Here is a 21,548-nt window from a genome sequence, read left to right on the forward strand (position 1 = left end):
ATGCCGGTGAGCAATGCACAACTGACCCAGATGTTCGAGCACGTACTGAAGCTGTCTCGCGTGGACGAGACGCAGAGCGTTGCCGTGCTCAAGAGCCACTACTCCGACCCGCGCACGGTCAACGCCGCGATGGAGGCCGCGCAGCGCCTGAAGGCCAAGGTGTATGCAGTAGAGCTGCCGGCGTTCAACCACCCGACCGCCATGGGCAATGACATGACCGCCTACTGCGGCGACACCGCGCTCACCGGCAACCTGGCGGCGCAGCGCGCGCTGGAGGCGGCCGACCTGATCGTCGACACCATGATGCTGCTGCACTCGCCCGAGCAGGAGCAGATCCTCAAGACCGGCACGCGCATCCTGCTGGCCGTGGAGCCGCCGGAAGTGCTGGCACGCATGCTGCCCACAGAAGACGACAAACGCCGCGTACTGGCTGCCGAAACCCTGCTGAAACAGGCGCGCAGCATGCATGTGCGGTCCAAGGCCGGCAGCGACTTCCACGCCCCGCTCGGCCAGTACCCAGCCGTGACCGAATACGGCTATGCCGACGAGCCGGGGCGCTGGGACCACTGGCCCAGCGGTTTCCTGTTCACCTGGCCGAACGAGGACAGCGCCGAAGGCACGCTGGTGCTGGACGTGGGCGACATCATCCTGCCGTTCAAGAACTACTGCCGCGAGCGCATCACCCTGGAAATCGAAAAAGGCTTTATCACCGGCATCCATGGCGGCTTCGAGGCCGAATATCTGCGCGACTACATGAAATACTTCAATGACCCCGAGGTGTACGGCATCTCGCACATCGGCTGGGGCCTGCAACCACGTGCGCAGTGGACAGCCATGGGCCTGCACGACCGCAACGACGGCATGTGCATGGACGCCCGCGCGTTCTACGGCAACTTCCTGTTCTCCACCGGCCCCAACACCGAGGTCGGCGGCAAACGCAAGACCCCGTGCCACCTGGACATCCCACTGCGCAATTGCGATATCTATCTGGATGACCAGGCCGTGGTATTGGCGGGCGACGTGGTCGCACCAGAGGAGTCACGGGCACGATAGTGGTTATACTGGCCGGGCGCTCCGCTATTGGCGGCCGGCCAGCACCTTTCCACCAGCCCAAGCCATTCTATGCCGAACAAAACCACCCCCAGCAGCGCCCCGCTCGACACCACCCCCTACGACGTCACCGAACAGGTCGGCCACTTGCTGCGCAAGGCCTACCAGCGGCATACGGCGATCTTCCAGCAACAGGCCTGCGACCCGCAGCTGACCTCGATCCAGTTCGTCACCCTGTGCGCCCTGCGCGACCACGGCCCCAGTTCCCAGGCCGAGCTGATCAAGGCCACAGCGGTGGACCAGGCGACCATTCGCGGCATCGTCGAGCGCCTGAAGGCGCGCGAACTGGTGCAGCTGTCGCCGGACCCGGGCGACCGGCGCAAGGTCATCGTCGAGCTCACCGACAGCGGCTCCGCGCTTCTCGATGCAATGATCCCCTGCGCCCGGCAGATCAGCGAACTGAGCATGGGCAGCCTGAATGCCGGTGAGCGCGTGGCGATCCTGTACCTGCTGCGCAAGATGATCGACAGCGACGACAGCGCGGGCTGAGCCTTGTAGTGGATGGCACCGGCTGCGCCGGTGTTCGCGGCTGAAGCCGCTCCCACAGATATAGCGTAATCTCAAAGCCAGCACAGCATCTGTGGGAGTGGGCGTGCCCGCGAAACAGGCGACGCGCTGAATGGCACCGGCTTTGCTGGTGATCGCCGGCAAGCCAGCTCCCACAGGACTAACTCCAGCCTTTAGATTTTGATCACGTCAGTTCCCACAGCCCCCTGCAACCGGATAGAAAGCTTCAAATTCATCCCTGGCCTGCTTCTTGCTATCTCATTTCATGTAGTGAGTACTTACCGAAATACACGCAGCCTTTGAGTGTTTTGGTAGCGCAAGCAACCTCCAGAGATGAGCCCATAATGCAAACAACCATCTCCCTGCGGATCAATGGCCAGTCGGTCGAAGTCAGCGCCATGCCCGACACCCCGCTGCTGTTGATCCTACGCAACGACCTGTGCCTGAACGGCCCCAAGTACGGCTGCGGCCTGGGCGAATGCGGGGCGTGCACGGTAATCATCGATGGCGTGGCCGCGCGCTCCTGCGTCATCCCCCTGGCCGGCGCCGCAGATCGCGACATCACCACCCTCGAAGGGCTGGGCTGCAAGGCCGCCCCACACCCGGTGCAACAGGCGTTCATCGACGAGCAGGCAGCCCAGTGCGGCTACTGCATGAACGGCATGATCATGACCGCCAAGGCCCTGCTCGACCGTATCCCCAACCCCAGCGACGAACAGATCCGCCATGAACTGTCCGGCAACCTGTGCCGCTGCGGCACCCACGTCGAAATCCTGCGCGCCGTGCGTCGCGCCGCCGAGCCCCGGAGAAAAACATGAACCACTCACAACAGGTGCCCAGCCGCGACCAGCTGCTGGCCAAGACCGGTGTACTGCTGATCGTCGACCAGATCACCCCACCCTCCGGCCCGGTGGCCAAGGGTGTGACACCTGTGGTCAAGGAACGCGAGCTGGCATTGTTCATCGCCGTCAGCGACGACGGCATGGTCTACGCCTTCAATGGCCACGTCGACCTGGGCACCGGCATCCGCACCTCGCTGGCGCAGATCGTCGCCGAAGAGCTGGACCTGCGCATGGACCAGGTGCACATGGTGCTGGGCGATACCGAGCGGGCACCCAATCAGGGCGCGACCATCGCCAGCGCCACCCTGCAGATTTCCGCCGTGCCGCTGCGCAAGGCGGCGGCCACGGCGCGGCGCTACCTGTTGCAACAGGCCGCGCGACGTCTTGGCTGCACGCCCGATGCCTTGCGCATTGAAGAAGGCACGGTGATCACCAGCAACGGCAGCACGCTGAGCTATGCCGAACTGGTGCAAGGTGATAACCAGCAACTGCGCATTGCCGACGATGCCCCACTGAAAGCCATCGAGGACTACCGCCTGGTCGGGCGCAGCGCCGCACGGGTAGACATCCCCGGCAAGGCCACCGGCGAGCTGACCTACGTGCACGACATGCGCCTGCCCGACATGCTGCATGGCCGGGTGATCCGCCCGCCCTACGCCGGCCACGACAGCGGTGACTTCGTCGGCAACAGCCTGCTGGCGGTCGATGAATCCTCCATCGCCCATGTGCCCGGTGTGGTGGCTGTGGTGGTCATCCGTGACTTCGTCGGCGTGGTGGCCGAGCGCGAAGAGCAAGCGATCCGTGCAGCCCATGACCTGAAAATCAGCTGGAAGCCATTTACCGGCAAGCTGCCCGACCTCAGCGATGTCGCCCAGGCCATCCGCGACAACCCGCGAGTACAACGTACCGTGCTGGACCAGGGTGATGTCGACGCCGGCATCGCCAATGCCAGCCAGCGCCTGAGCCGCAGCTACCTGTGGCCGTACCAGTTGCATGCCTCGATCGGCCCATCATGCGCGCTGGCCGACGTTACCCCAGGGCAGATCCGCGTGTGGTCTGGCACGCAGAACCCGCATCTGCTGCGTGCCGACCTGGCCTGGCTGCTGGAATGCGGCGAAGAACGCATCGAGATCATCCGCATGGAGGCCGCCGGCTGCTATGGCCGCAACTGCGCCGATGACGTGTGCGCCGATGCGGTGCTGTTGTCGCGCGCGGTGCAGCGCCCGGTGCGGGTGCAACTGACCCGCGAGCAGGAACATGTGTGGGAACCCAAGGGCACCGCGCAATTGATGGAGATCGACGGCGGCCTGAACGCCGACGGCAGCGTGGCCGCCTACGACTTCCAGACCAGCTACCCGTCCAACGGCGCACCTACCCTGGCCCTGCTGCTGACCGGCGCCGTGGAGCCGGTGCCGGCGCTGTTCGAAATGGGCGACCGCACCTCGATCCCGCCGTATGACTACGAGCACATGCGCGTCACCATCAACGATATGACGCCGCTGGTGCGCGCCTCTTGGATGCGTGGCGTGTCGGCCATGCCCAACAGCTTTGCCCATGAGTCCTACATCGATGAGCTGGCCTTCGCCGCAGGCATCGACCCGGTCGAGTATCGCCTCAAGCACCTGTCGGATCCGCGTGCCATCGACCTGGTCAAGGCCACCGCCGAACGCGCCGACTGGCAGCCACATACCCAGCCCATGCAGGCACAGGCCGAAGGTGATGTGCTGCGTGGCCGCGGCTTTGCCTATGCGCGCTACATCCACAGCAAGTTCCCCGGCTTTGGCGCGGCATGGGCGGCATGGGTCGCCGATGTGGCAGTGGACCGGCGTACCGGTGAAGTCGCGGTCACCCGCGTGGTGATCGGCCACGATGCCGGGATGATGGTCAATCCCGAAGGTGTGCGTCACCAGATCCACGGCAATGTCATCCAATCCACCAGCCGAGTGCTCAAGGAGCAGGTCAGCTTCGAAGAGTCGACCGTGGCGAGCAAGGAATGGGGCGGCTACCCGATCCTGACCTTCCCCGAGTTGCCGGCCATCGACGTGATGATGCTGCCGCGCCAGCACGAACCGCCGATGGGCAGTGGCGAGTCGGCATCGGTGCCGAGCGCAGCGGCCATCGCCAACGCCATTTTCGACGCCACCGGCATTCGTTTTCGCGAGCTGCCGATCACGGCCGAACGGGTGCGCGCGGCGCTCGCTGGCGAAAGCCAGGGGCCTGAGGCAGCGGCGCCGGCGCAACCGACAGCCAAGCGTTCCAAGTGGTGGTTCGGCGGGCTGGCCGGCGTATTTGGCGCAGCGCTGGGCATGCTTGCCACCGCCCTGCCCTGGCGCGCCGAGATTGCCCCGGTTACCCCGCCTGGTGCAGGCAGCTGGAGCGCGGCGATGCTCGAACGCGGGCGCCAGGTGGCGGCCGCCGGCGACTGCGCCGTGTGCCATACGGTCAGCGGCGGCAAGGTCAATGCCGGTGGACTGGCGATGGAAACACCATTCGGCACGCTGTACAGCACCAACATTACCCCCGACCCGGAAACCGGCATCGGCCGCTGGTCGTTCGCCGCGTTCGAGCGGGCCATGCGCGAAGGTATCAGCCGCGACGGCCGGCACCTGTACCCGGCCTTCCCTTACACCTCGTTTCGCAATATCAACGACGCCGACATGCAGGCGCTGTATGCCTACCTGATGTCGCAAACACCGGTACGCCAGGAAGCGCCGGCCAACCAGATGCGCTTCCCGTTCAACCAGCGGCCGCTGATGGCCGGCTGGAACGCGCTGTTTCTGCAGCACGGCGAATACCAGCCCGACCCGCAGCGCAGTGCGCAGTGGAACCGTGGGGCCTACCTGGTCGACGGCCTGGGCCACTGCACCGCCTGCCACTCGCCGCGCAACCTGATGGGCGCAGAAAAAGGCGGCAGCAGTTACCTCGCTGGCGGCATGGTCGATGGCTGGGAAGCCCCGGCCCTGAACGCCCTGGGCAAGTCGTCCACGCCGTGGAGCGAAGACGAACTGTTCAGCTACCTGAGCAGCGGATTCTCCGAGAAGCACGGTGTAGCGGCCGGCCCCATGGGCCCGGTCGTCAGCGAACTGGCCACCCTGCCCAGAAGCGATGTGCGCGCCATCGCCCATTACCTCAGCTCACTCGATGGCGAGCCGCAGGCGCAAGCAGCCAAGGCCGCGCCCCAGGCCGACACACAAGTGTCGCTGAGCAACGGTGAACGAGTATTCAAAGGCGCGTGCATGGCGTGCCACAGCGATGGCCTGGGGCCGAAGCTGTTTGGCGTCAGCCCATCGATGGCGGTCAACAGCAACGTCCATAGCGACCTGCCGGACAACCTGCTACGGGTGGTACTGCACGGCATTCCAACCCCGGCAACCCGCGACCTGGGCTACATGCCCGGCTTCAAGGACAGCCTGTCGGACCGCCAGGTCGCCGACCTGGCGGCCTACCTGCGCCAGCGCTTTGCCGCCGACAAGCCGGCTTGGCAAGGGCTGGCGGCCAAGGCTGCACAGGTACGCGCCAACCCCGGCAGCCACTGAGGTCAGCGGCGCAGGCCGCGCAGGGCGAGGTCGCTGATGAAGGCCAGCCAGTCGGCCTTGGCCTGCTTGTCGGCCAGGTCCACGGCGAGGAACGAGCTGAGGGTATGGCGGTTAGAGTTATAGAAGTAGCACAGCGAGGCAATCATCAGGTAGGCGTGGGTGATGTCGATGTCGTCGCGGAACAGGCCCTTGGCCTGGCCCGCCTCGATGATTGGCCGCAACACGCCGACCGCCTCGCCAGACAATGCCTTGAGGTTTTGCGACTTGCGCGCGTGCTGGCCTTGGTGAAGGTTTTCGGTGGCCAGGATGGTGACGAATTCCGGATGGCGCACGTAGTAGTCCCAGATGAACGCCACCAGCTCACGCAGGGCCTGCTCTGGGTCGGCGAGGTCGAGGCGCAGCCTGGCTTCGGCCTGGTTGAAGCTGGCGTAGATGTGCTCCAGCACGCTGATGAACAGCTTTTCCTTGTTGCCGAAGTAGTAATAGATCATCCGGTCGTTGGACCTGGCCAGGGTGGAGATCTGCTCGACGCGCCCACCGGTGAAGCCTTCCTTGCTGAAGACCTTCACCGCGGCCTTGAGGATGTTGTCCCGGGTGCGGTCGGCCTGTTGGGCGCGAACCCCTGTTTTACGCGTTTGCATGTCGGTCCCTGTGGGGCTGGCCAGAAAACCAACACTACACGAAATGAGCGAGGTAGCGGAGCATGCAGCATCTCGACCTGCAGGTGATCGACCAGGCCCTGCAATGGGCCCGGGCCGGGGACACGGTGTGGCTGTGCACGGTGCTGTCCACCTATGGCTCGGCACCCCGCTCGCCTGGGGCGATGCTGGCGTGCCGCAGCGCGCAGGAGTGGGTCGGCTCATTATCTGGCGGCTGCGTGGAAGAGGAGTTCCTAGCCAGCCTGGCGCAGGGCGCGTTCAGCCAACCAGCGCAGGTAGTGCGTTATGGCGATGGCCAGGAGCAGAGCCGGCGTTTGCGCCTGCCGTGCGGCGGCGTGCTTGTGGTACTGGTGGAGCGGCGGCCGGCGGATGGCGCGTGGCTGGAGCATCTGCAGGCCTTGCGTGGGGCGCTGCTGGGGCAGCAACGGAGTACGCGCAAAGTCAGTTTGCCGGCGGGAGATTTCAAGTTGCATGGCGACAACGGTGTTGCCGTGCGCATGGATGAAGACGCAGTGCATATCGGTATCGGCCCTGCCCTGCGCCTAGTGCTGGCCGGGCTGTCGCCGGTCGCCGAAGCCTGTGCCGATATCGCCCGAACGCTGGGCTGTGAGGTCATCGCCTGCGACCCGCGTGAAGAGATGGCGTATATCGAGATACCAGGCGCACAGATGCACCGGGTGCTGCCCTCGCTGTTTATCGCCGCTGGCGGCTGCCATGCAGCCACTGCCATAGTGGCGCTGACCCATGATCCGAAAATCGATGACCTGGCATTGATGGAAGCGGTGAATACGCCGGCGTTCTATATCGGGGCAATGGGGTCGGCGGCAACATCGGCGCGGCGCGCCGAGCGGCTGCAGCGGATTGGCGGGTTGAGCGACCAACAGATCCAGCGGCTGCACATGCCCATCGGCCTGGACCTGGGCAGCAAGTCGCCAGCGGAGATCGCACTGGCGGTGATGGCGGATGTGTTGCGGGTGTACCGGGGCAAGGCGCGGGATGCGTTGTAATACCCACATCCCGGCCTGCATCATGCATCAGCCGATGCTTACCAGGCAGCCTTTCTGCGCCCCTCCTTGACTTGCACGCCCAGACACGTGACAGCAAACAGAGCGTGATTCACGCTGACGAAACACCGGTTCAAATGCTTGCGCCAGGCGAGAAGAAAACCCGCCGGGCCTATGTCTCGACGCCGTTTTCGGCACTCAAAGCCGTGGTCTACGACTTCAGCCCCAGCCGTGCCGGCGAACACGCACGTAACTTTCTGGGCTCCTGGAACGGCAAGCTGGTCTGCGATGACTTCGCAGGCTACAAGGCCAGCTTCGAGCTGGGCATCATCGAAATCGGCTGCATGGCGCATGCGCGCCGCAAGTTCTTCGACCTGCATGTAGCCAATAAAAGCAAGTTGGCAGAGCAAGCGCTTCACTCGATTGGCGGGCTGTACGAAGTCGAGCGACACGCCAAGGAAATGAGCGACGAAGATCGCTGGCGACTACGCCAGGAAACGGCGGTGCCCATCGCTGAAAAACTACATGAGTGGATGCTGGCCCAGCGTGAACTTCTGCCCGATGGCTCAGCCACGGCCAAGGCTCTGGATTACAGCCTTAAACGCTGGGTAGCGCTGACGCGCTACCTGCAAGATGGTGCTGTGCCCATCGACAACAACCAGATCGAGAACTTGATCCGGCCGTGGGCGCTTGGGCGGTCTAACTGGTTATTTGCCGGGTCGCTGCGCAGCGGCAAGCGGGCGGCGGCGATCATGAGCCTGATCCAGTCGGCGCGTATCAATGGGCATGATCCGTATGTTTACCTCAAGGATGTGCTGACGCGGCTGCCGACGCAGCGGGCCAGCGAGATCGGCCAACTGCTGCCGCATCAATGGACACCTGCCTGAATCAAATAGGTCTCCAGTGCGATCATCGCTCTTCACAGGTTCCGACAGCAGCTAAAAGCCGCTCCAAGACCTCTGCTTCAATCCCCCCATCATCGCTGCCCTCCCTGAACACAGAGCAAGTCGCCGCATTATTGCCACTTGAATAATGAAATACTGCGATTACGCCGCCTGGCCCGACTCCTGTGTGCCCAACAAGCATGTGCCCACTTTTAGTTCCGCCGATCATCAAGCCCAGCCCATAGCCTGGAGTGGCCCACGGCCTTCCTGGCATTGGCCCTCCGAGTGCGATTGCATCTTGCATTTCCCACAGCAATGAAGAAGGGAGAAGCTTTCCGGTCAGCAATTGGTTCAGCAAAGTAGTCGCTTCTGAGAGCGGGCCCACCAGCAGACCATGGTAGACCCAGCCAGGGTGGTATGACGTAATGGTTTCCGGATATACCTCATCCAGATCCTCTTGCTTTTTTGCGAGTCGAGCATGTGTCAAACCAAGTGGCGACAACACACGTTGGGTCAGTGCCTTTTCAATGCATAGCCCCGTAACCCGCTCGATCAATCTGGCAACGAACATGTAGCCCACATTGGAGTATCGCCAGCCAGCCCCTGGTGCATAGCGTAATCTGGAACCGTCAAGACGTTGCATCATTTCATCTGCTGACCATGGAGCCTGGCGCTGGGCAACTGCCGTGTGGTACTCCGTCAGATCCGAGTAGTCCGCAAGTCCGGCTTGGTGCTTGAGGAGTTGCCGAAGGGTGAATTGGCCTTCCTGAACAGGATCGTCAAGCTGGATCAATCCATCACGAACAAGAGAAAGCGCCGCCGCAGCTAGCACCGGTTTGGTAAAGCTCCACCAAGGGACAACCACTTGTGATTGCTCCGTAGGCAACTGTTTACCGTTCAATATTGTGGAGTAGAACATCCTTAGACATCCTTGTAGGGCGAAGTCTTGAAACCAGCGAAGGCTTCGGCAGAAAAGAGCATCGAGTATTACAGGGTACAGTGGTCGTGCAGACTTGCGCAGGGATCAATAGCAAACTGCCTCCATTTTACGGTAGCTACATGCGTCCTCACAGCGGACACTCGAAAAGATCCTGATACTCGTTCATAGCTTCACGTGCGAAGCGATTGCTTCAGGGTGGCAGGAAGCGGAGCCAATCTTCACCCCAATCGAGCGAGGCGGACTTATGGTGTGATGGCCAGACGCTTACGTTGAGCGAACTGTGAGCCTTCGAGTACCTCACTTCAGCGTTCTGCCCGAAATCATCTCATCCAGCGACCTGCTGGTAACGCTTCCAGAGCGGGTTGCGAAAGTCTATGCGGAGCGTAATGGCCTTAAAACCATGGAGCTACCATTCACTGTGCCTAAGTTTGAGGTCAGCCTGCACTGGCATGAGCACAGTGGTGATAACACTGCCCAGCTATGGTTCTGCGGGTTCCTCAAGGAAACGATTTCCTGCTTATAAAGTAAGCGGATGTGAACACATCTTTACTTCGCCCTCACCTCGATCCGCTTCCGACCTCTATAAGGCTCCGTCTTACCAAGAGGTGTGAGTGGGTCGTGGGAGCGATGCGATCATTTGATCAAAGGCCGTCACCGCATACCTTCCATCAATGCTTTTCAGGGTTGGCATTTCTGAAGGAAAGCCAAATCGCACTCTGCCGGGAAGCACTTCATTCATAGCTGAGTACCAGGTCAGCAGAGCATGTTGGAGGCGCACGTGTAGCTCGAACTTACTCCGGCGACGGGTCGTGTCTGCTTTGGCTCGTTCGCGCGCGAGCTGAGGCTCTATGCAGCCGATAATGTAATAGTCAGCAAAGCCAATACGTCCTTGTGCGATAGTTTCTCTTGTGGCGTCCAACTCCATTCGCCAGTCGTGTTCGCTCGCCTCGCCGATCTGCCAAAGGCTCCAAATGTAGTGGAGCTTGAGAGGGTCACTGTCACACAAAGCCCACGAAGAAATGTCTTCCATGGCCAGTGCCGTTTGCCAGCGATCCACGTTTCGCTCTGCCCAAAAAGCTGCTGCTCCCACTGGATCCTTTATTCGATCCGGCTCGTTTTCAAAACGGCCGTTTTCAGGAATGACATGTTGCCCTCCATGCTTAGCGCACCAAGTGGTTTTCCCGCTGGCGCTGATACCTTCAACAACCAAAATCATCGTCTTGACCACTCCCTTAATTGCGTCATCCCTGTAAGTCTCAAAGCATCGGGGCTTACGTGGTTTCTGCAGCCACCCACTGATGCGGTAGCAGTCAGCACATCTTTCAGATAGGCATACGGATCATGCCCGTTCATGCGTGCCGACTGGATCAGACTCATGATCGCCGCCGCCCGTTTGCCACTGCGAAACGCCCCGGCAGACAACCAGTTCGAACGCCCAAGGGCCCATGGTCGGATCTGGTTCTCCACTGGGTTGTTGTCGATGGACACGGCTCCGTCTTCCAGGTAGCGCGTCAGCGCCACCCAGCGTTTAAGGCTCTAAACGAGGGCTTTGGCCGTGGCTGATCCCAGCCCTAAATTGCTCACTCAGGCGATATTGGCATTACCAACACTGAACTTGCCAGCAACGCTCCACCACCAGCACTAGAACTCCACCTTGCCCCGACCCGCCTTGACAGTGCTCCGCCTGGCTTTTCCTTCGAGGCGGCGGGTCTTCGAGCCGAGGGTCGGCTTCGTGGGACGGCGTTTCTTCTCGGTCTTGCCGGCAGTGATGATCAATTCGGCAAGACGCGCCAGTGCGTCAGCACGGTTCTGCTCCTGGGTGCGGTATTGCTGGCCCTTGATGATCAACACGCCGTCGCCGGTGATGCGACTGTCACGCAGCACCAGCAGCCGCTCCTTGTAGAACTCGGGCAACGATGAGGCCGGGATGTCGAAGCGCAGGTGCACGGCACTCGACACCTTGTTGACATTCTGCCCACCCGCGCCTTGTGCGCGGATGTATGTTAGTTCGATTTCGGCATCCGGCAGATGCACGTTATTGGAGATGATCAGCATGACATGGCCCTTGTAATTGCCCCCATTATCACAGCCTCCGCCGCTCTCCCATAGACCAACATACAACTCCTTGAATCAGCCCGGAAGTCCACCGTTGCTGCCCTGTACACTTGTCTGGTATGCCATTCTCAGCACGTCTCTAGGCGTCACCTTCCTCGACGGCATCTTCGATATCCGATCTCGCATATTCCAAACGGATGAAGAATGCACGCTTGCATTCTTCCCGAAGCGTGCGGGTCACCTGTCGAATTTCCTGCGTCTTCCCGGAGCCTGCCTCAGACAGGATTACTACCCGGTGGTGTGCCAAGAGGTCTTGCCACTGCAACGGCTGCCCGTCCAGATCATTCATAACGCTCGTCACCGCAAGAATACAAATGTTTTCCTTGCGAGCTTAGCAAAGATACACTGTGTTTATGAACAGTGCTCCTACAAAAGAAAGACCACCATTTAACAGACGGAAAAGCTTGTCGAATCTTGAGTAGAGCGGGTGCTTGTGGAAGACCATAGATTGAGGCCTCACGAGCACAACCTCTTTGACCTGTGTGAGGAATGGCGCTTTTAACGCAACTTCAAGTTGACGCTCCATGGATTTGAGTACTGGCCGGATTGATTCAAAAAAACGGCGCTCTGAAAAATACGCGGACACCATCGGCCTTAATGCTGGAGTTAGGAAGATTACTTGGCCGGACGCGTACTATTATCCGGCCTCAGGTAAAAGTACAACACCGGCCATAAGCCGGCGGGCAGTTCGCGTCAGACCCAACGCGATCATCTGCGGGTTGTCATCCACCTGATCGGCAACCACCTTCACCTCCATCACGCCAAGTGGATGGCCGATACGCAAGCTGTCGTCAGCTGTGTCCTCCCCCAGCATCTTCGCCACAACCGAACCCGCGACCCGCTAGGCAGGGCGCAGTCGGGCCGTTCCATGTGATTGAGATGATCGACCGCTACTACCGCGATTACCCGCAGATCGAGGTGTCGATACGGGTGGGCAACTCGATTACGCGGATTGGCCCAACTGGCCTTGCGTAGGACGCATGTGGCGGTATGAGTGGTTCTTGAGGTCTTTGGGGCACGCATACCGGCGCCTCAGTAGGCAGTTCACACCTTGATCGCTTCGAGCAGCCCCTGATGCCCAAGATGCTCATCGTTTCCCGTTGTCACTCCCCCAAAGTCGCGTCATTCCATCACGCCATGACAGTCAGCGCCGCCACCGGTGGGCGGTGTTGCACGTGGCGTCAACGCAGCCCTGGCTGTCGGCCAGGCGGGTGCAGCTAGCTGGCCGAACGCAAGGTGCAGTGGCACACGGTTCCTTCAGTGCCCCGTGCCAACAGCATCTTCTCCAGCAGAACCGCCAACTGCGAAAGCTCCAAAGCGGTAAGCCCGGCAGCGAATTCGTTCATGGCCGCCCCCGCCAGCTTCGGCAACCGCTCATTCACCGCCAGCCCTTTCTCTGTCAGCGCCAATTGCATCTGGCGCTGATCGATAGGGTCCCGAGTGCGAACGATCAGTGCCTTGCCTTCCAGCCGATTCAGCATCCGGGTCATGGCCGCGCTGTGGATGGACAGATAGATGCCGCCGGCTGCTACAGAGATCTCAAAGAAGAAGAGATGCCGGGGTTTCATGAAGTGCGCGCCCTATCCCTTCATCTGTACAAGCGGGCCGGGAAAGATGGCCAGAAGATCGCGGGTCATACCACTGAAGGTATGACCAGGAACTACCAGAAGGGGCACGAAGATGTGGTGTGGTCCGAGGTCGAAGCCGACCTGGATATTGGCGAATTCGCCGGATAGTTTTACGCCCATTTTGCGCAAGTTTTGCGCAGAGCCGCCCATAAAAAAATCCAGTCACCGCTAAGTGACTGGATTTCTTGGAGTTTTTGGTCGGGACGGAGTGATTCGAACACTCGACCCCTTGCACCCCATGCAAGTGCGCTACCGGGCTGCGCTACGCCCCGACTGGGCTTGAAGCATGTTCTCGATGCTGCTGAGAACGATGAAGAATGTACCTTAACCTTTTGAAAGATGGAAGCTTTTTTTCGAAAAAACTTCCATTCACCAGGCCTCGTCTACTTCTTCAGCACCACCAGTACATCTTCCAACTCGGCAATCATCTGCCGGATCAGTTGCTTGTACTGGGTGGTGTCTTCCTTGGCTTCTTCACTGGACATACGCAACCGTGCGCCGCCGATGGTGAAGCCTTGGTCATACAGCAGCGCGCGGATCTGACGGATCATCAGCACGTCTTGGCGCTGGTAATACCGGCGGTTTCCGCGGCGCTTGACCGGGTTGAGCTGCGGGAACTCCTGCTCCCAGTAGCGCAGCACGTGCGGTTTTACTGCACAGAGCTCGCTGACCTCACCAATGGTGAAGTAGCGTTTGCCTGGGATCGGCGGAAGCTCGTCGTTATGACTTGGTTCCAGCATAGGCTTCAACTCGGGCTTTCAATTTTTGCCCTGGACGAAAGGTGACGACACGCCGGGCGGTGATCGGGATCTCTTCCCCCGTCTTGGGGTTGCGACCCGGTCGCTGGCGTTTATCCCGCAGGTCGAAATTGCCAAAACCGGACAATTTGACCTGCTCGTTGTCTTCAAGCGCGTGTCTGATCTCCTCGAAGAACAGTTCGACCAGCTCCTTGGCCTCACGCTTGTTCAGGCCCAGCTCTTCATAGAGCCGTTCGGCCATCTCAGCTTTCGTCAGAGCACCCATACGCTATTTCCTTAACGTGGTGTTCAACCTTTGTTCGAGCGAAGTGAGGATCGTCTGCAGGGTGGCATTCACCTCATCGTCGTTAAGAGTGCGCGATGGATGCTGCCAGGTCAAGCCAACGGCGAGGCTTTTTCTATCCGGATCAATACCTTTACCCTGATAGACATCAAACAGCCTGAGGTCCGTGAGCCATTCGCCTGCATTGTCACGAATTACGTCCAACACGGAGCTAGAAGCTACATCACGTCCTGCGATCAAAGCCAGGTCACGCCTCACTTCTGGGAATTTCGACAGCTCGCTGAACTTCGGCAAGCGGCCTTCGACCACATCGCCCAGTACCAGCTCGAAGACGAACACCGGACGGTCCAGGCCGAGGGTCTTGGCCAGTTCCGGGTGGAGGGCGCCGAGGTAGCCGACGTCCTGACCGTTACGCTCGATGCGGGCGGTCTGGCCAGGGTGCAGAGCCGGGTGCTTGCCAGGGACGAAGTTGAATTCAGCCAGGGCACCGGCATACCCCAGTACGGCTTCCACGTCGGCTTTCACGTCAAAGAAGTCGATGCCATCACGGCCGTTGGCCCAACCTTCTGGCAGACGGCTGCCACAGACCACGCCGGCGAGCATAGGCTGTTGCTTGAGGTCGCCCAGTTGACCGACGAAGCGCAGGCCGCTTTCGAACAGGCGCACGCGGTCTTGTTGGCGGTTGAGGTTATGCTGCAGTGCCTTGACCAGGCCCGGCCACAGGGAGGCACGCATGGCCGCCATGTCGCTGGAGATGGGGTTGGCCAACAGCAGCGGTTCGACGCCCGGGCTGAACAGCTCGAACAGCTTGGGATCGATGAAGCTGTAGGTGATAGCTTCCTGATAACCGCGGGCAACCAGCAGACGGCGCAGGCTTGGCAGTTCGCCACGGGCCTCAGGCCTGCCCTGTGGGGCCAGGCGCGCTTGCGGGTAACGGACCGGCAGGCGATTGTAGCCGTACAGACGGGCCAGTTCTTCGATCAGGTCGACTTCTAGGCTGATATCGAAGCGGTGGCTCGGTACTTCGACCTGCCACTGCCCTGCCCCATTGGCGCTGGTGATCAGGCCCAGGGCGTTGAGCAGTTGCTCGACCTGGGCGCCGTCCATTTCCATGCCGAGCATCTGGTTAATGCGTTCGGCGCGCAGGGTGATCGGCGCGACCTTGGGCAAGTGCTGTTCACTGACAGTCTCGATGATCGGGCCGGCTTCGCCGCCGACGATCTCCAGCAGCAACGCAGTGGCGCGCTCCATGGCTTCGCGCGCCAGTTGCGAGTCGACACCACGCTCGTAGCGGTGCGAGGCGTCAGTGTGCAGGCCGTAGGAGCGGGCCTTGCCAGCGACAGCGATCTGGTCGAAGAAGGCGCTTTCCAGGAACAAGTCACGGGTATTGGTGGAGACGCCGCTGTGCTCGCCTCCCATCACGCCGGCAATGGCCAGGGCGCGGGTGTGGTCGGCAATGACCAGGGTGTCGGCACGCAGGGCCACTTCCTGGCCGTCGAGCAGGACGAGCTTCTCGCCCTCTTCGGCCATGCGCACACGGATGCCACCGTTGATTTCAGCAAGATCGAAGGCGTGCATCGGCTGGCCGAGCTCAAGCATCACGTAGTTGGTGATGTCGACAGCGGCATCGATGCTGCGCACATCGGCACGGCGCAGGCGCTCGACCATCCACAGCGGGGTCGGCTTGGACAGGTCGACGTTGCGGATGACGCGACCCAGATAGCGTGGGCAGGCTGCCGGGGCGAGGACTTCGACCGGGCGCACTTCGTCATGGGCCGGGGCAACGGCTGGCACGACTGGGCGGGTGACCGGAGCGGCGTACAGGGCGCCGACTTCACGGGCAAGGCCGGCCAGGGACAGACAGTCGCCGCGGTTCGGGGTCAGGTCGACCTCGATGCTGGCGTCGTCCAGGTCCAGGTAGACGCGGATGTCTTCGCCCACAGGGGCGTCGGCGGCCAGTTCGAGCAGGCCGTCGTTCTCCTCGCTGATCTGCAGTTCAGCAGCCGAGCAGAGCATGCCGTTGGACTCGACGCCACGCAGCTTGGCCTTCTTGATCTTGAAGTCGCCTGGCAGTTCGGCGCCGATCATGGCGAACGGGATCTTCAGGCCGGGGCGCACATTGGGCGCGCCGCACACCACCTGGAAGGTCTCGCTGCCGTTGCTGACCTGGCACACGCGCAGCTTGTCGGCATCCGGGTGCTGTTCGGTACTCAGCACTTCGCCGACGACGATGCCGCTGAACTGGCCGGCAGCCGGGGTGACACTGTCGACTTCGAGGCCGGCCATGGACAGACGAGCGACCAGCTCGTCACGGTTGACTTGCGGGTTGACCCAACCGCGCAGCCACTTTTCACTGAATTTCATGCTGTTCTCCTGAAAGTTGCGTTACGGGTACGGGCCTAGCGGAATTGCGCAAGGAACCGCAGGTCGTTGTCGAAGAACAGACGCAAATCGTTGACGCCATAACGCAGCATGGCCAGGCGCTCGGCACCCATGCCGAAGGCGAAGCCCTGGTACTCTTCCGGATCGATGCCGGACATGCGCAGTACGTTCGGGTGGACCATGCCGCAGCCCATGACTTCGAGCCAGCCGGTCTGCTTACAGACGCGGCAGCCGTTGCCGCTGCACATCACGCACTGGATGTCGACTTCAGCGGAAGGCTCGGTGAACGGGAAGAACGACGGGCGGAAGCGCACCGACAGCTCTTTTTCGAAGAACACGCGCAGGAACTCTTCGATGGTGCCTTTGAGGTCGGCGAAATTGATCCCGCGGTCGACCAGCAGGCCTTCGACCTGGTGGAACATCGGCGAGTGGGTAATATCCGAGTCGCAACGATAAACGCGGCCCGGGCAGACAATGCGGATCGGCGGCTGGGTGGACTCCATGGTCCGCACTTGCACCGGCGAGGTGTGGGTGCGCAGCAGCATGTTGGCATTGAAGTAGAAGGTGTCGTGCATCGCCCGGGCCGGGTGGTGGCCTGGGATGTTGAGGGCTTCGAAGTTGTGGTAGTCGTCTTCGACCTCAGGGCCCTCGGCAATGCCGTAGCCGATGTGGGTGAAGAACTGCTCGATGCGCTCCAGGGTCCGAGTGATCGGATGCAGGCCACCGGTCGTCTGGCCACGGCCTGGTAGGGTCACATCAATGCATTCGGCAGCCAGGCGAGCGCTGAGCTCGGCCTCTTCGAAGGCAGCCTTGCGCGCGTTGAGCACTTCGGTGACGCGTTCCTTGGCGTCGTTGATCAGCGCGCCAACCTTTGGCCGCTCTTCAGCCGGCAGATTGCCCAGGGTCTTCATCACCTGGGTCAACTCGCCTTTCTTGCCGAGGAATTGAACCCGGATCTGTTCCAGGGCATTGATGTCTTCAGCGCGCTCCACGGCCTCCAGGGCTTGGGAGACCAGCGCATCCAGGTTTTCCATGTACAGACTCCAGATACGAAATAGGGGAAGAGCTTTACAGGCTCTTCCCCTATCGATGACGTTTAACACCCGGCGCCGCAAGCGTCGCCGGATGATTGTCGTGGGTACTTAAGCCAAGACGGCTTTAGCTTTCTCGACAATCGCAGCAAACGCCGCTTTTTCGTTCACTGCCAGATCGGCCAGAACCTTGCGGTCGATTTCGATCGACGCTTTTTTCAGGCCAGCGATCAGACGGCTGTAGGACAGACCGTTGGTACGCGCACCAGCGTTGATACGAGCGATCCACAGAGCGCGGAACTGACGCTTCTTCTGACGGCGGTCGCGGTAGGCGTATTGGCCAGCCTTGATGACAGCCTGCTTGGCAACGCGGAATACGCGCGAACGCGCACCGTAGTAGCCTTTAGCCAGTTTCAGAATTTTCTTGTGACGCTTACGAGCGATGACGCCACGCTTTACACGAGCCATGAGTAACTTCCTCTATCTTTGACCGAAATTAACGTACGCGCAGCATGCGCTCGACTTTTGCAACGTCAGACGGATGCAGCAGGCTGCTACCGCGCAGTTGACGCTTACGCTTAGTCGACATTTTGGTCAGGATGTGGCTCTTGAAAGCGTGCTTGTGCTTGAAGCCGGAAGCGGTTTTCAGGAAACGCTTCGCGGCACCGCTTTTGGTTTTCATTTTTGGCATGTTCGGATACTCCGCATTCAGTGGATAAACATAACCGCAAGGCCTGCCGTGCCCTGGTGGTTATTTCTTTTTCTTGGGGGCGATGACCATCATAAGTTGGCGTCCTTCCATCTTCGGATGCTGCTCAACGGTGCCATATTCGGCGAGGTCAGCTTCAACCCGCTTCAACAACTCCATGCCCAGTTCCTGGTGAGCCATCTCACGGCCGCGAAAACGCAGGGAAATCTTGGCCTTGTCCCCATCACTAAGGAAACGTACCAGGTTGCGTAGTTTTACCTGGTAATCCCCTTCTTCCGTCCCTGGACGAAACTTGATTTCTTTGATCTGGATCTGCTTCTGATTCTTCTTGGCCTCGTTGGCCTGCTTCTTCTTCTCGAAGAGGTGCTTGCCGTAGTCCATGACTTTACAGACGGGCGGTACGGCGTCAGCAGAAATCTCTACCAGATCCAGCTTCGCTTCTTCAGCGATACGAAGCGCTTCATCAATCGAGACGATGCCAACCTGCTCGCCATCAGCGCCAATTAACCGAACCTCGCGTGCCGAGATATTCTCGTTGATCGGGGCCTTCGGTGCAGTTCGTTTATCGTTTCTCATTTCACGCTTAATAGTAATTACTCCGATTCTTGGCGACCACGCCGGGAAACCGCATGCGCAAGAAACTCAGCGAACTGGGCGACGGGCATGGAGCCCAGGTCTGCGCCTTCGCGAGTACGCACAGCGACGGTTTGCGTTTCGACTTCACGGTCCCCTATAACCAAAAGGTACGGGACCTTGAGCAAAGTATGCTCGCGGATTTTAAAGCCGATCTTCTCATTTCTCAAGTCAGACTTGGCACGGAAACCGCTGTCATTCAGGGTTTTTTCGACTTCGAGGGCGAAATCGGCCTGTTTGTCGGTGATATTCATGATCACCGCCTGGGTTGGCGCCAGCCAAGCCGGGAAGACACCCGCGTAGTGCTCGATCAGCATGCCAATGAAGCGCTCGAAGGACCCGAGGATGGCACGATGCAGCATGACCGGGCGTTTGCGGTTGTTATCTTCGGCGATATAGCTGGCATCCAGGCGCTCTGGCAGGTTCGGATCGTACTGCAGCGTACCGCACTGCCAGTTACGGCCGAGGCAATCGCGCAGGGTGAACTCGATCTTCGGACCGTAGAACGCACCCTCGCCCGGCTGGTACTCCCAGGCCAGGCCGGACTCGTTCAGCGCATCGGCCAGGGCGCCTTCGGCGCGATCCCACAGTTCGTCGGAACCCACGCGCTTGACCGGGCGGGTAGACAACTTCATGGCGATGTCGGTGAAGCCGAAGTCCTGATAGACCTGCAGGGTTAGCTTGATAAAGTCAGCCGCTTCCTTCTTCACCTGGTCTTCCGTGCAGAAGATGTGGGCGTCGTCCTGAGTGAAACCGCGTACGCGCATGATGCCGTGCAGGGCGCCGGATGGCTCGTTGCGGTGGCAGGCACCGAACTCGGCCAGGCGCAGCGGCAGGTCGCGGTAGGACTTCAGGCCCTGGTTGAAGATCTGCACGTGGCACGGGCAGTTCATCGGCTTGACCGCGTAGTCACGGCTTTCCGACGAAGTGGTGAACATGTTCTCGGCGTAGTTGGACCAGTGGCCGGAGCGCTCCCAGAGAATGCGGTCAACCACCTGCGGGGTGCGCACCTCGACGTAGCCGTGGTCACGCTGAACCTTGCGCATGTACTGCTCAAGCACCTGATAGACGGTCCAACCAGCTGGGTGCCAGAAGACCATGCCCGGCGCTTCTTCCTGCAGGTGGAACAGGTCCAGTTGCTTACCGATCTTGCGGTGGTCGCGTTTTTCAGCTTCTTCGATGCGCTGGATGTAGGCTGCCAGTTGCTTCTTGTCAGCCCAAGCGGTCCCGTACACGCGTTGCAGTTGCTCGTTCTTGGCATCGCCACGCCAGTAGGCGCCGGACAGCTTGGTCAGCTTGAACGCCTTGAGGAAGCGGGTGTTCGGCACGTGCGGACCGCGGCACATGTCGACGTATTCTTCGTGATAGTACAGGCCCATGGCCTGCTCATCAGGCATGTCTTCGACCAGACGCAGCTTGTAGTCTTCGCCACGGCCCTGGAACACCTCGATGACTTCGGCCCGTGGGGTCATCTTCTTGATGACGTCATAGTCCTTGTCGATCAACTGGTGCATGCGCTGCTCGATCGCTACGAGGTCCTCAGGGGTAAAAGGACGCTCGTAGGCGATGTCGTAATAGAAGCCCTCGTCGATCACCGGGCCGATGACCATCTTGGCGGTCGGGTACAGCTGCTTGACCGCGTGACCGACCAGGTGGGCACACGAGTGACGAATGATCTCCAGTCCCTCTTCATCTTTAGGGGTGATGATCTGCAGGGTGGCGTCGTTCTCGATCAGGTCGCAGGCGTCGACCAGCTTGCCGTCGACCTTGCCGGCCACGGTGGCCTTGGCGAGGCCCGCGCCAATGGAGGCTGCGACTTCGGCTACGGTGACGGCCTTGTCGAACGTACGTTGACTGCCATCGGGAAGAGTAATAATGGGCATGGCGCCTCCTCTCCTAGTGGTGACCCCTACCAAAGGTCACGTGGGTTGGGATGAGCCAGTACAAGATCCGCCCAGCCTTTCCATCGGGAAAGCCTGCCTCACAGTGGCAGAGGCCTTTCGGCCTGCCAGGGGCGAACCAGAGTGACTGGAAAAATTAGTTGCAAGCTGCAAGTGGTGAGCAGCAAGCCGGCCATCCTAGCACGCAGCTCGGAGGCCAGGCAGAAATATTTGGAAATTGCCCCGCTGAGGTGAACTTGTACGGATTTTTTTCCCTCAGAGTTTCTGAAGCATCCTACTCTTGATAAGACCCAACCCAAGGAGTGTCTGGCTATGCGATTTCAGTCTCTTCTGGCCCTGACCGCCGCTGGCGCGCTGTTGCTGCCCCTGGCCGCGAACGCCGGTCCGTGGCCTGCCGGCAAGAAAGGCGCCTACATGGACCAGTGCGTGCAGGTGGCCACCGGACAAGGTGTTGACGCCAAGACGGCCGACCAACACTGCAAGTGCGGAGCCGATGCCATCGAAAAGAACTTCACGACCCAGGAGATCGAGGACCTGGACAGCAAGGACGGTGTTGATGCCAGGTTGATGCAGCGTGCACAGGCGGTCGTGACCGAGTCCTGCGCCCCGAAACAATAGGCTTTGCC

At 60.6% G+C, this 21,548-nt stretch carries 20 protein-coding genes, 1 tRNA gene and 6 pseudogenes; 10 read left to right on the forward strand and 17 right to left on the reverse strand.

The features are described from left to right. From ACYU03_RS14905 to ACYU03_RS14920, 4 genes are all read left to right on the forward strand, one after another. A complete protein-coding gene (locus tag ACYU03_RS14905) occupies nucleotides 1-1,053 on the forward strand; it encodes a 2,5-dihydroxypyridine 5,6-dioxygenase (RefSeq protein WP_461885352.1) in 1,053 nt (350 codons plus the stop codon). 69 nt (nucleotides 1,054-1,122) lie between these two features. Next, nucleotides 1,123-1,599 (forward strand): MarR family winged helix-turn-helix transcriptional regulator, encoded by a 477-nt coding sequence (locus ACYU03_RS14910; RefSeq protein ID WP_461885353.1) that lies wholly within the window; start codon nucleotides 1,123-1,125, stop codon nucleotides 1,597-1,599. 362 nt (nucleotides 1,600-1,961) lie between these two features. Further along, nucleotides 1,962-2,435, forward strand: a complete 474-nt coding sequence (locus ACYU03_RS14915) for a (2Fe-2S)-binding protein (RefSeq protein WP_461885354.1) — start codon at nucleotides 1,962-1,964, stop codon at nucleotides 2,433-2,435. Then, nucleotides 2,432-5,995 carry a molybdopterin cofactor-binding domain-containing protein gene (locus ACYU03_RS14920; RefSeq protein WP_461885356.1) on the forward strand — a complete coding sequence of 1,188 codons (3,564 nt, stop codon included), beginning with the start codon at nucleotides 2,432-2,434 and terminating at the stop codon, nucleotides 5,993-5,995. Before ACYU03_RS14915 ends, ACYU03_RS14920 begins: the two co-directional genes overlap by 4 nt. A gap of 2 nt (nucleotides 5,996-5,997) precedes the next feature. Here the strand turns inward: ACYU03_RS14920 and ACYU03_RS14925 are convergent, their stop codons facing one another. Continuing rightward, a complete protein-coding gene (locus ACYU03_RS14925; RefSeq protein WP_461885357.1) occupies nucleotides 5,998-6,636 on the reverse strand; it encodes a TetR family transcriptional regulator in 639 nt (212 codons plus the stop codon). A gap of 62 nt (nucleotides 6,637-6,698) precedes the next feature. Here ACYU03_RS14925 and ACYU03_RS14930 point away from each other — a divergent pair, with 62 nt between their 5' ends. Together ACYU03_RS14930 and tnpC are read left to right on the forward strand one after the other, a co-directional pair. Beyond that, the gene (locus ACYU03_RS14930) at nucleotides 6,699-7,661 is read left to right on the forward strand and encodes an XdhC family protein (protein WP_461885358.1); all 963 of its coding nucleotides are present in this window, start codon (nucleotides 6,699-6,701) and stop codon (nucleotides 7,659-7,661) included. A gap of 98 nt (nucleotides 7,662-7,759) precedes the next feature. Beyond that, a pseudogene (gene tnpC, locus ACYU03_RS14935) lies at nucleotides 7,760-8,545 on the forward strand (IS66 family transposase); the annotation flags it as partial. Between the two features lie 22 nt (nucleotides 8,546-8,567). On the opposite strand, the gene ACYU03_RS14940 reads toward tnpC, so the two are convergent. Next, the gene (locus ACYU03_RS14940; protein ID WP_461885359.1) at nucleotides 8,568-9,461 is read right to left on the reverse strand and encodes a serine hydrolase domain-containing protein; all 894 of its coding nucleotides are present in this window, start codon (nucleotides 9,459-9,461) and stop codon (nucleotides 8,568-8,570) included. A gap of 298 nt (nucleotides 9,462-9,759) precedes the next feature. Between ACYU03_RS14940 and ACYU03_RS14945 the strand changes: the two are divergent. Continuing rightward, a pseudogene (locus ACYU03_RS14945) lies at nucleotides 9,760-10,005 on the forward strand (type 2 periplasmic-binding domain-containing protein); the annotation flags it as partial. Between the two features lie 72 nt (nucleotides 10,006-10,077). Here the strand turns inward: ACYU03_RS14945 and ACYU03_RS14950 are convergent. From ACYU03_RS14950 to ACYU03_RS14970, 5 genes and pseudogenes are all read right to left on the reverse strand, one after another. Next, nucleotides 10,078-10,698, reverse strand: coding sequence for a hypothetical protein (locus ACYU03_RS14950; protein WP_461885360.1), 621 nt, complete (start codon nucleotides 10,696-10,698; stop codon nucleotides 10,078-10,080). A gap of 55 nt (nucleotides 10,699-10,753) precedes the next feature. Beyond that, nucleotides 10,754-11,048, reverse strand: a pseudogene (locus ACYU03_RS14955) (IS66 family transposase); the annotation flags it as partial. Between the two features lie 75 nt (nucleotides 11,049-11,123). Beyond that, a complete protein-coding gene (gene arfB / locus ACYU03_RS14960; RefSeq protein ID WP_461885361.1) occupies nucleotides 11,124-11,537 on the reverse strand; it encodes an alternative ribosome rescue aminoacyl-tRNA hydrolase ArfB in 414 nt (137 codons plus the stop codon). A gap of 139 nt (nucleotides 11,538-11,676) precedes the next feature. Next, a complete protein-coding gene (locus ACYU03_RS14965) occupies nucleotides 11,677-11,886 on the reverse strand; it encodes a hypothetical protein (RefSeq protein ID WP_461885362.1) in 210 nt (69 codons plus the stop codon). A gap of 348 nt (nucleotides 11,887-12,234) precedes the next feature. Next, a pseudogene (locus ACYU03_RS14970) lies at nucleotides 12,235-12,423 on the reverse strand (hypothetical protein); the annotation flags it as partial. A 20-nt stretch (nucleotides 12,424-12,443) separates the two neighbouring features. Here ACYU03_RS14970 and ACYU03_RS14975 point away from each other — a divergent pair. After that, nucleotides 12,444-12,539: pseudogene (locus ACYU03_RS14975) on the forward strand (LysR substrate-binding domain-containing protein); the annotation flags it as partial. 275 nt (nucleotides 12,540-12,814) lie between these two features. On the opposite strand, the gene ACYU03_RS14980 reads toward ACYU03_RS14975, so the two are convergent. Next, the gene (locus tag ACYU03_RS14980; protein WP_461885363.1) at nucleotides 12,815-13,165 is read right to left on the reverse strand and encodes a MarR family winged helix-turn-helix transcriptional regulator; all 351 of its coding nucleotides are present in this window, start codon (nucleotides 13,163-13,165) and stop codon (nucleotides 12,815-12,817) included. On the opposite strand from ACYU03_RS14980, the pseudogene ACYU03_RS14985 reads away from it, so the two are divergent. Then, nucleotides 13,109-13,333, forward strand: a pseudogene (locus ACYU03_RS14985) (integrase); the annotation flags it as partial. The gene ACYU03_RS14980 and the pseudogene ACYU03_RS14985 sit on opposite strands and share 57 nt — an antisense overlap. Before the next feature lie 87 nt (nucleotides 13,334-13,420). On the opposite strand, the gene ACYU03_RS14990 reads toward ACYU03_RS14985, so the two are convergent. The 9 genes from ACYU03_RS14990 to thrS form a co-directional block, all read right to left on the reverse strand. Further along, nucleotides 13,421-13,497 (reverse strand) — tRNA-Pro (locus tag ACYU03_RS14990). Between the two features lie 111 nt (nucleotides 13,498-13,608). Then, entirely contained in the window at nucleotides 13,609-13,965 is a 357-nt protein-coding gene (locus ACYU03_RS14995) for a MerR family transcriptional regulator (protein ID WP_461885364.1), read from the reverse strand. Next, the gene (gene ihfA, locus ACYU03_RS15000) at nucleotides 13,946-14,248 is read right to left on the reverse strand and encodes an integration host factor subunit alpha (protein ID WP_002553164.1); all 303 of its coding nucleotides are present in this window, start codon (nucleotides 14,246-14,248) and stop codon (nucleotides 13,946-13,948) included. Before ihfA ends, ACYU03_RS14995 begins: the two co-directional genes overlap by 20 nt. Nucleotides 14,249-14,251: 3 nt before the next feature. After that, nucleotides 14,252-16,630: a phenylalanine--tRNA ligase subunit beta gene (gene pheT / locus ACYU03_RS15005; protein ID WP_461885368.1), complete on the reverse strand. Its 2,379-nt coding sequence runs from the start codon at nucleotides 16,628-16,630 to the stop codon at nucleotides 14,252-14,254. 35 nt (nucleotides 16,631-16,665) lie between these two features. Then, nucleotides 16,666-17,682 carry a phenylalanine--tRNA ligase subunit alpha gene (gene pheS, locus ACYU03_RS15010; RefSeq protein WP_461885370.1) on the reverse strand — a complete coding sequence of 339 codons (1,017 nt, stop codon included), beginning with the start codon at nucleotides 17,680-17,682 and terminating at the stop codon, nucleotides 16,666-16,668. A 108-nt stretch (nucleotides 17,683-17,790) separates the two neighbouring features. Then, nucleotides 17,791-18,147 carry a 50S ribosomal protein L20 gene (gene rplT / locus ACYU03_RS15015; RefSeq protein WP_003250671.1) on the reverse strand — a complete coding sequence of 119 codons (357 nt, stop codon included), beginning with the start codon at nucleotides 18,145-18,147 and terminating at the stop codon, nucleotides 17,791-17,793. 28 nt (nucleotides 18,148-18,175) lie between these two features. Further along, nucleotides 18,176-18,370 (reverse strand): 50S ribosomal protein L35, encoded by a 195-nt coding sequence (gene rpmI / locus ACYU03_RS15020; protein WP_009394045.1) that lies wholly within the window; start codon nucleotides 18,368-18,370, stop codon nucleotides 18,176-18,178. Nucleotides 18,371-18,430: 60 nt separating this feature from the next. Beyond that, nucleotides 18,431-18,982, reverse strand: coding sequence for a translation initiation factor IF-3 (infC, locus tag ACYU03_RS15025; protein WP_461891473.1), 552 nt, complete (start codon nucleotides 18,980-18,982; stop codon nucleotides 18,431-18,433). Continuing rightward, on the reverse strand, nucleotides 18,982-20,904 hold the full coding sequence (thrS, locus tag ACYU03_RS15030; RefSeq protein ID WP_461885372.1) for a threonine--tRNA ligase: 1,923 nt from the start codon (nucleotides 20,902-20,904) through the stop codon (nucleotides 18,982-18,984). Before thrS ends, infC begins: the two co-directional genes overlap by 1 nt. Nucleotides 20,905-21,234: 330 nt before the next feature. Here thrS and ACYU03_RS15035 point away from each other — a divergent pair, with 330 nt between their 5' ends. Continuing rightward, nucleotides 21,235-21,540 (forward strand): hypothetical protein, encoded by a 306-nt coding sequence (locus ACYU03_RS15035; RefSeq protein ID WP_461885373.1) that lies wholly within the window; start codon nucleotides 21,235-21,237, stop codon nucleotides 21,538-21,540. Nucleotides 21,541-21,548: the final 8 nt, after the last annotated feature.

It is taken from the genome of Pseudomonas sp. X10, assembly GCF_054889225.1.

Excerpts from the sequence above, each read along its gene's own strand:
- pheT (WP_461885368.1), bottom strand. The coding sequence starts at position 16,630 with ATGAAATTCAGTGAAAAGTGGCTGCGCGGTTGGGTCAACCCGCAAGTC.
- arfB (WP_461885361.1), bottom strand. The coding sequence starts at position 11,537 with ATGCTGATCATCTCCAATAACGTGCATCTGCCGGATGCCGAAATCGAA.
- ACYU03_RS14910 (WP_461885353.1), top strand. The coding sequence starts at position 1,123 with ATGCCGAACAAAACCACCCCCAGCAGCGCCCCGCTCGACACCACCCCC.
- ACYU03_RS14925 (WP_461885357.1), bottom strand. The coding sequence starts at position 6,636 with ATGCAAACGCGTAAAACAGGGGTTCGCGCCCAACAGGCCGACCGCACC.
- ACYU03_RS14950 (WP_461885360.1), bottom strand. The coding sequence starts at position 10,698 with ATGATTTTGGTTGTTGAAGGTATCAGCGCCAGCGGGAAAACCACTTGG.
- ACYU03_RS14995 (WP_461885364.1), bottom strand. The coding sequence starts at position 13,965 with ATGCTGGAACCAAGTCATAACGACGAGCTTCCGCCGATCCCAGGCAAA.
- ACYU03_RS14930 (WP_461885358.1), top strand. The coding sequence starts at position 6,699 with ATGCAGCATCTCGACCTGCAGGTGATCGACCAGGCCCTGCAATGGGCC.
- pheS (WP_461885370.1), bottom strand. The coding sequence starts at position 17,682 with ATGGAAAACCTGGATGCGCTGGTCTCCCAAGCCCTGGAGGCCGTGGAG.
- rplT (WP_003250671.1), bottom strand. The coding sequence starts at position 18,147 with ATGGCTCGTGTAAAGCGTGGCGTCATCGCTCGTAAGCGTCACAAGAAA.
- ACYU03_RS14965 (WP_461885362.1), bottom strand. The coding sequence starts at position 11,886 with ATGAATGATCTGGACGGGCAGCCGTTGCAGTGGCAAGACCTCTTGGCA.
- thrS (WP_461885372.1), bottom strand. The coding sequence starts at position 20,904 with ATGCCCATTATTACTCTTCCCGATGGCAGTCAACGTACGTTCGACAAG.
- ACYU03_RS14940 (WP_461885359.1), bottom strand. The coding sequence starts at position 9,461 with ATGTTCTACTCCACAATATTGAACGGTAAACAGTTGCCTACGGAGCAA.
- ACYU03_RS14905 (WP_461885352.1), top strand. The coding sequence starts at position 1 with ATGCCGGTGAGCAATGCACAACTGACCCAGATGTTCGAGCACGTACTG.
- ACYU03_RS14980 (WP_461885363.1), bottom strand. The coding sequence starts at position 13,165 with ATGAAACCCCGGCATCTCTTCTTCTTTGAGATCTCTGTAGCAGCCGGC.
- ACYU03_RS14915 (WP_461885354.1), top strand. The coding sequence starts at position 1,962 with ATGCAAACAACCATCTCCCTGCGGATCAATGGCCAGTCGGTCGAAGTC.
- ACYU03_RS14920 (WP_461885356.1), top strand. The coding sequence starts at position 2,432 with ATGAACCACTCACAACAGGTGCCCAGCCGCGACCAGCTGCTGGCCAAG.
- rpmI (WP_009394045.1), bottom strand. The coding sequence starts at position 18,370 with ATGCCAAAAATGAAAACCAAAAGCGGTGCCGCGAAGCGTTTCCTGAAA.
- ACYU03_RS15035 (WP_461885373.1), top strand. The coding sequence starts at position 21,235 with ATGCGATTTCAGTCTCTTCTGGCCCTGACCGCCGCTGGCGCGCTGTTG.
- ihfA (WP_002553164.1), bottom strand. The coding sequence starts at position 14,248 with ATGGGTGCTCTGACGAAAGCTGAGATGGCCGAACGGCTCTATGAAGAG.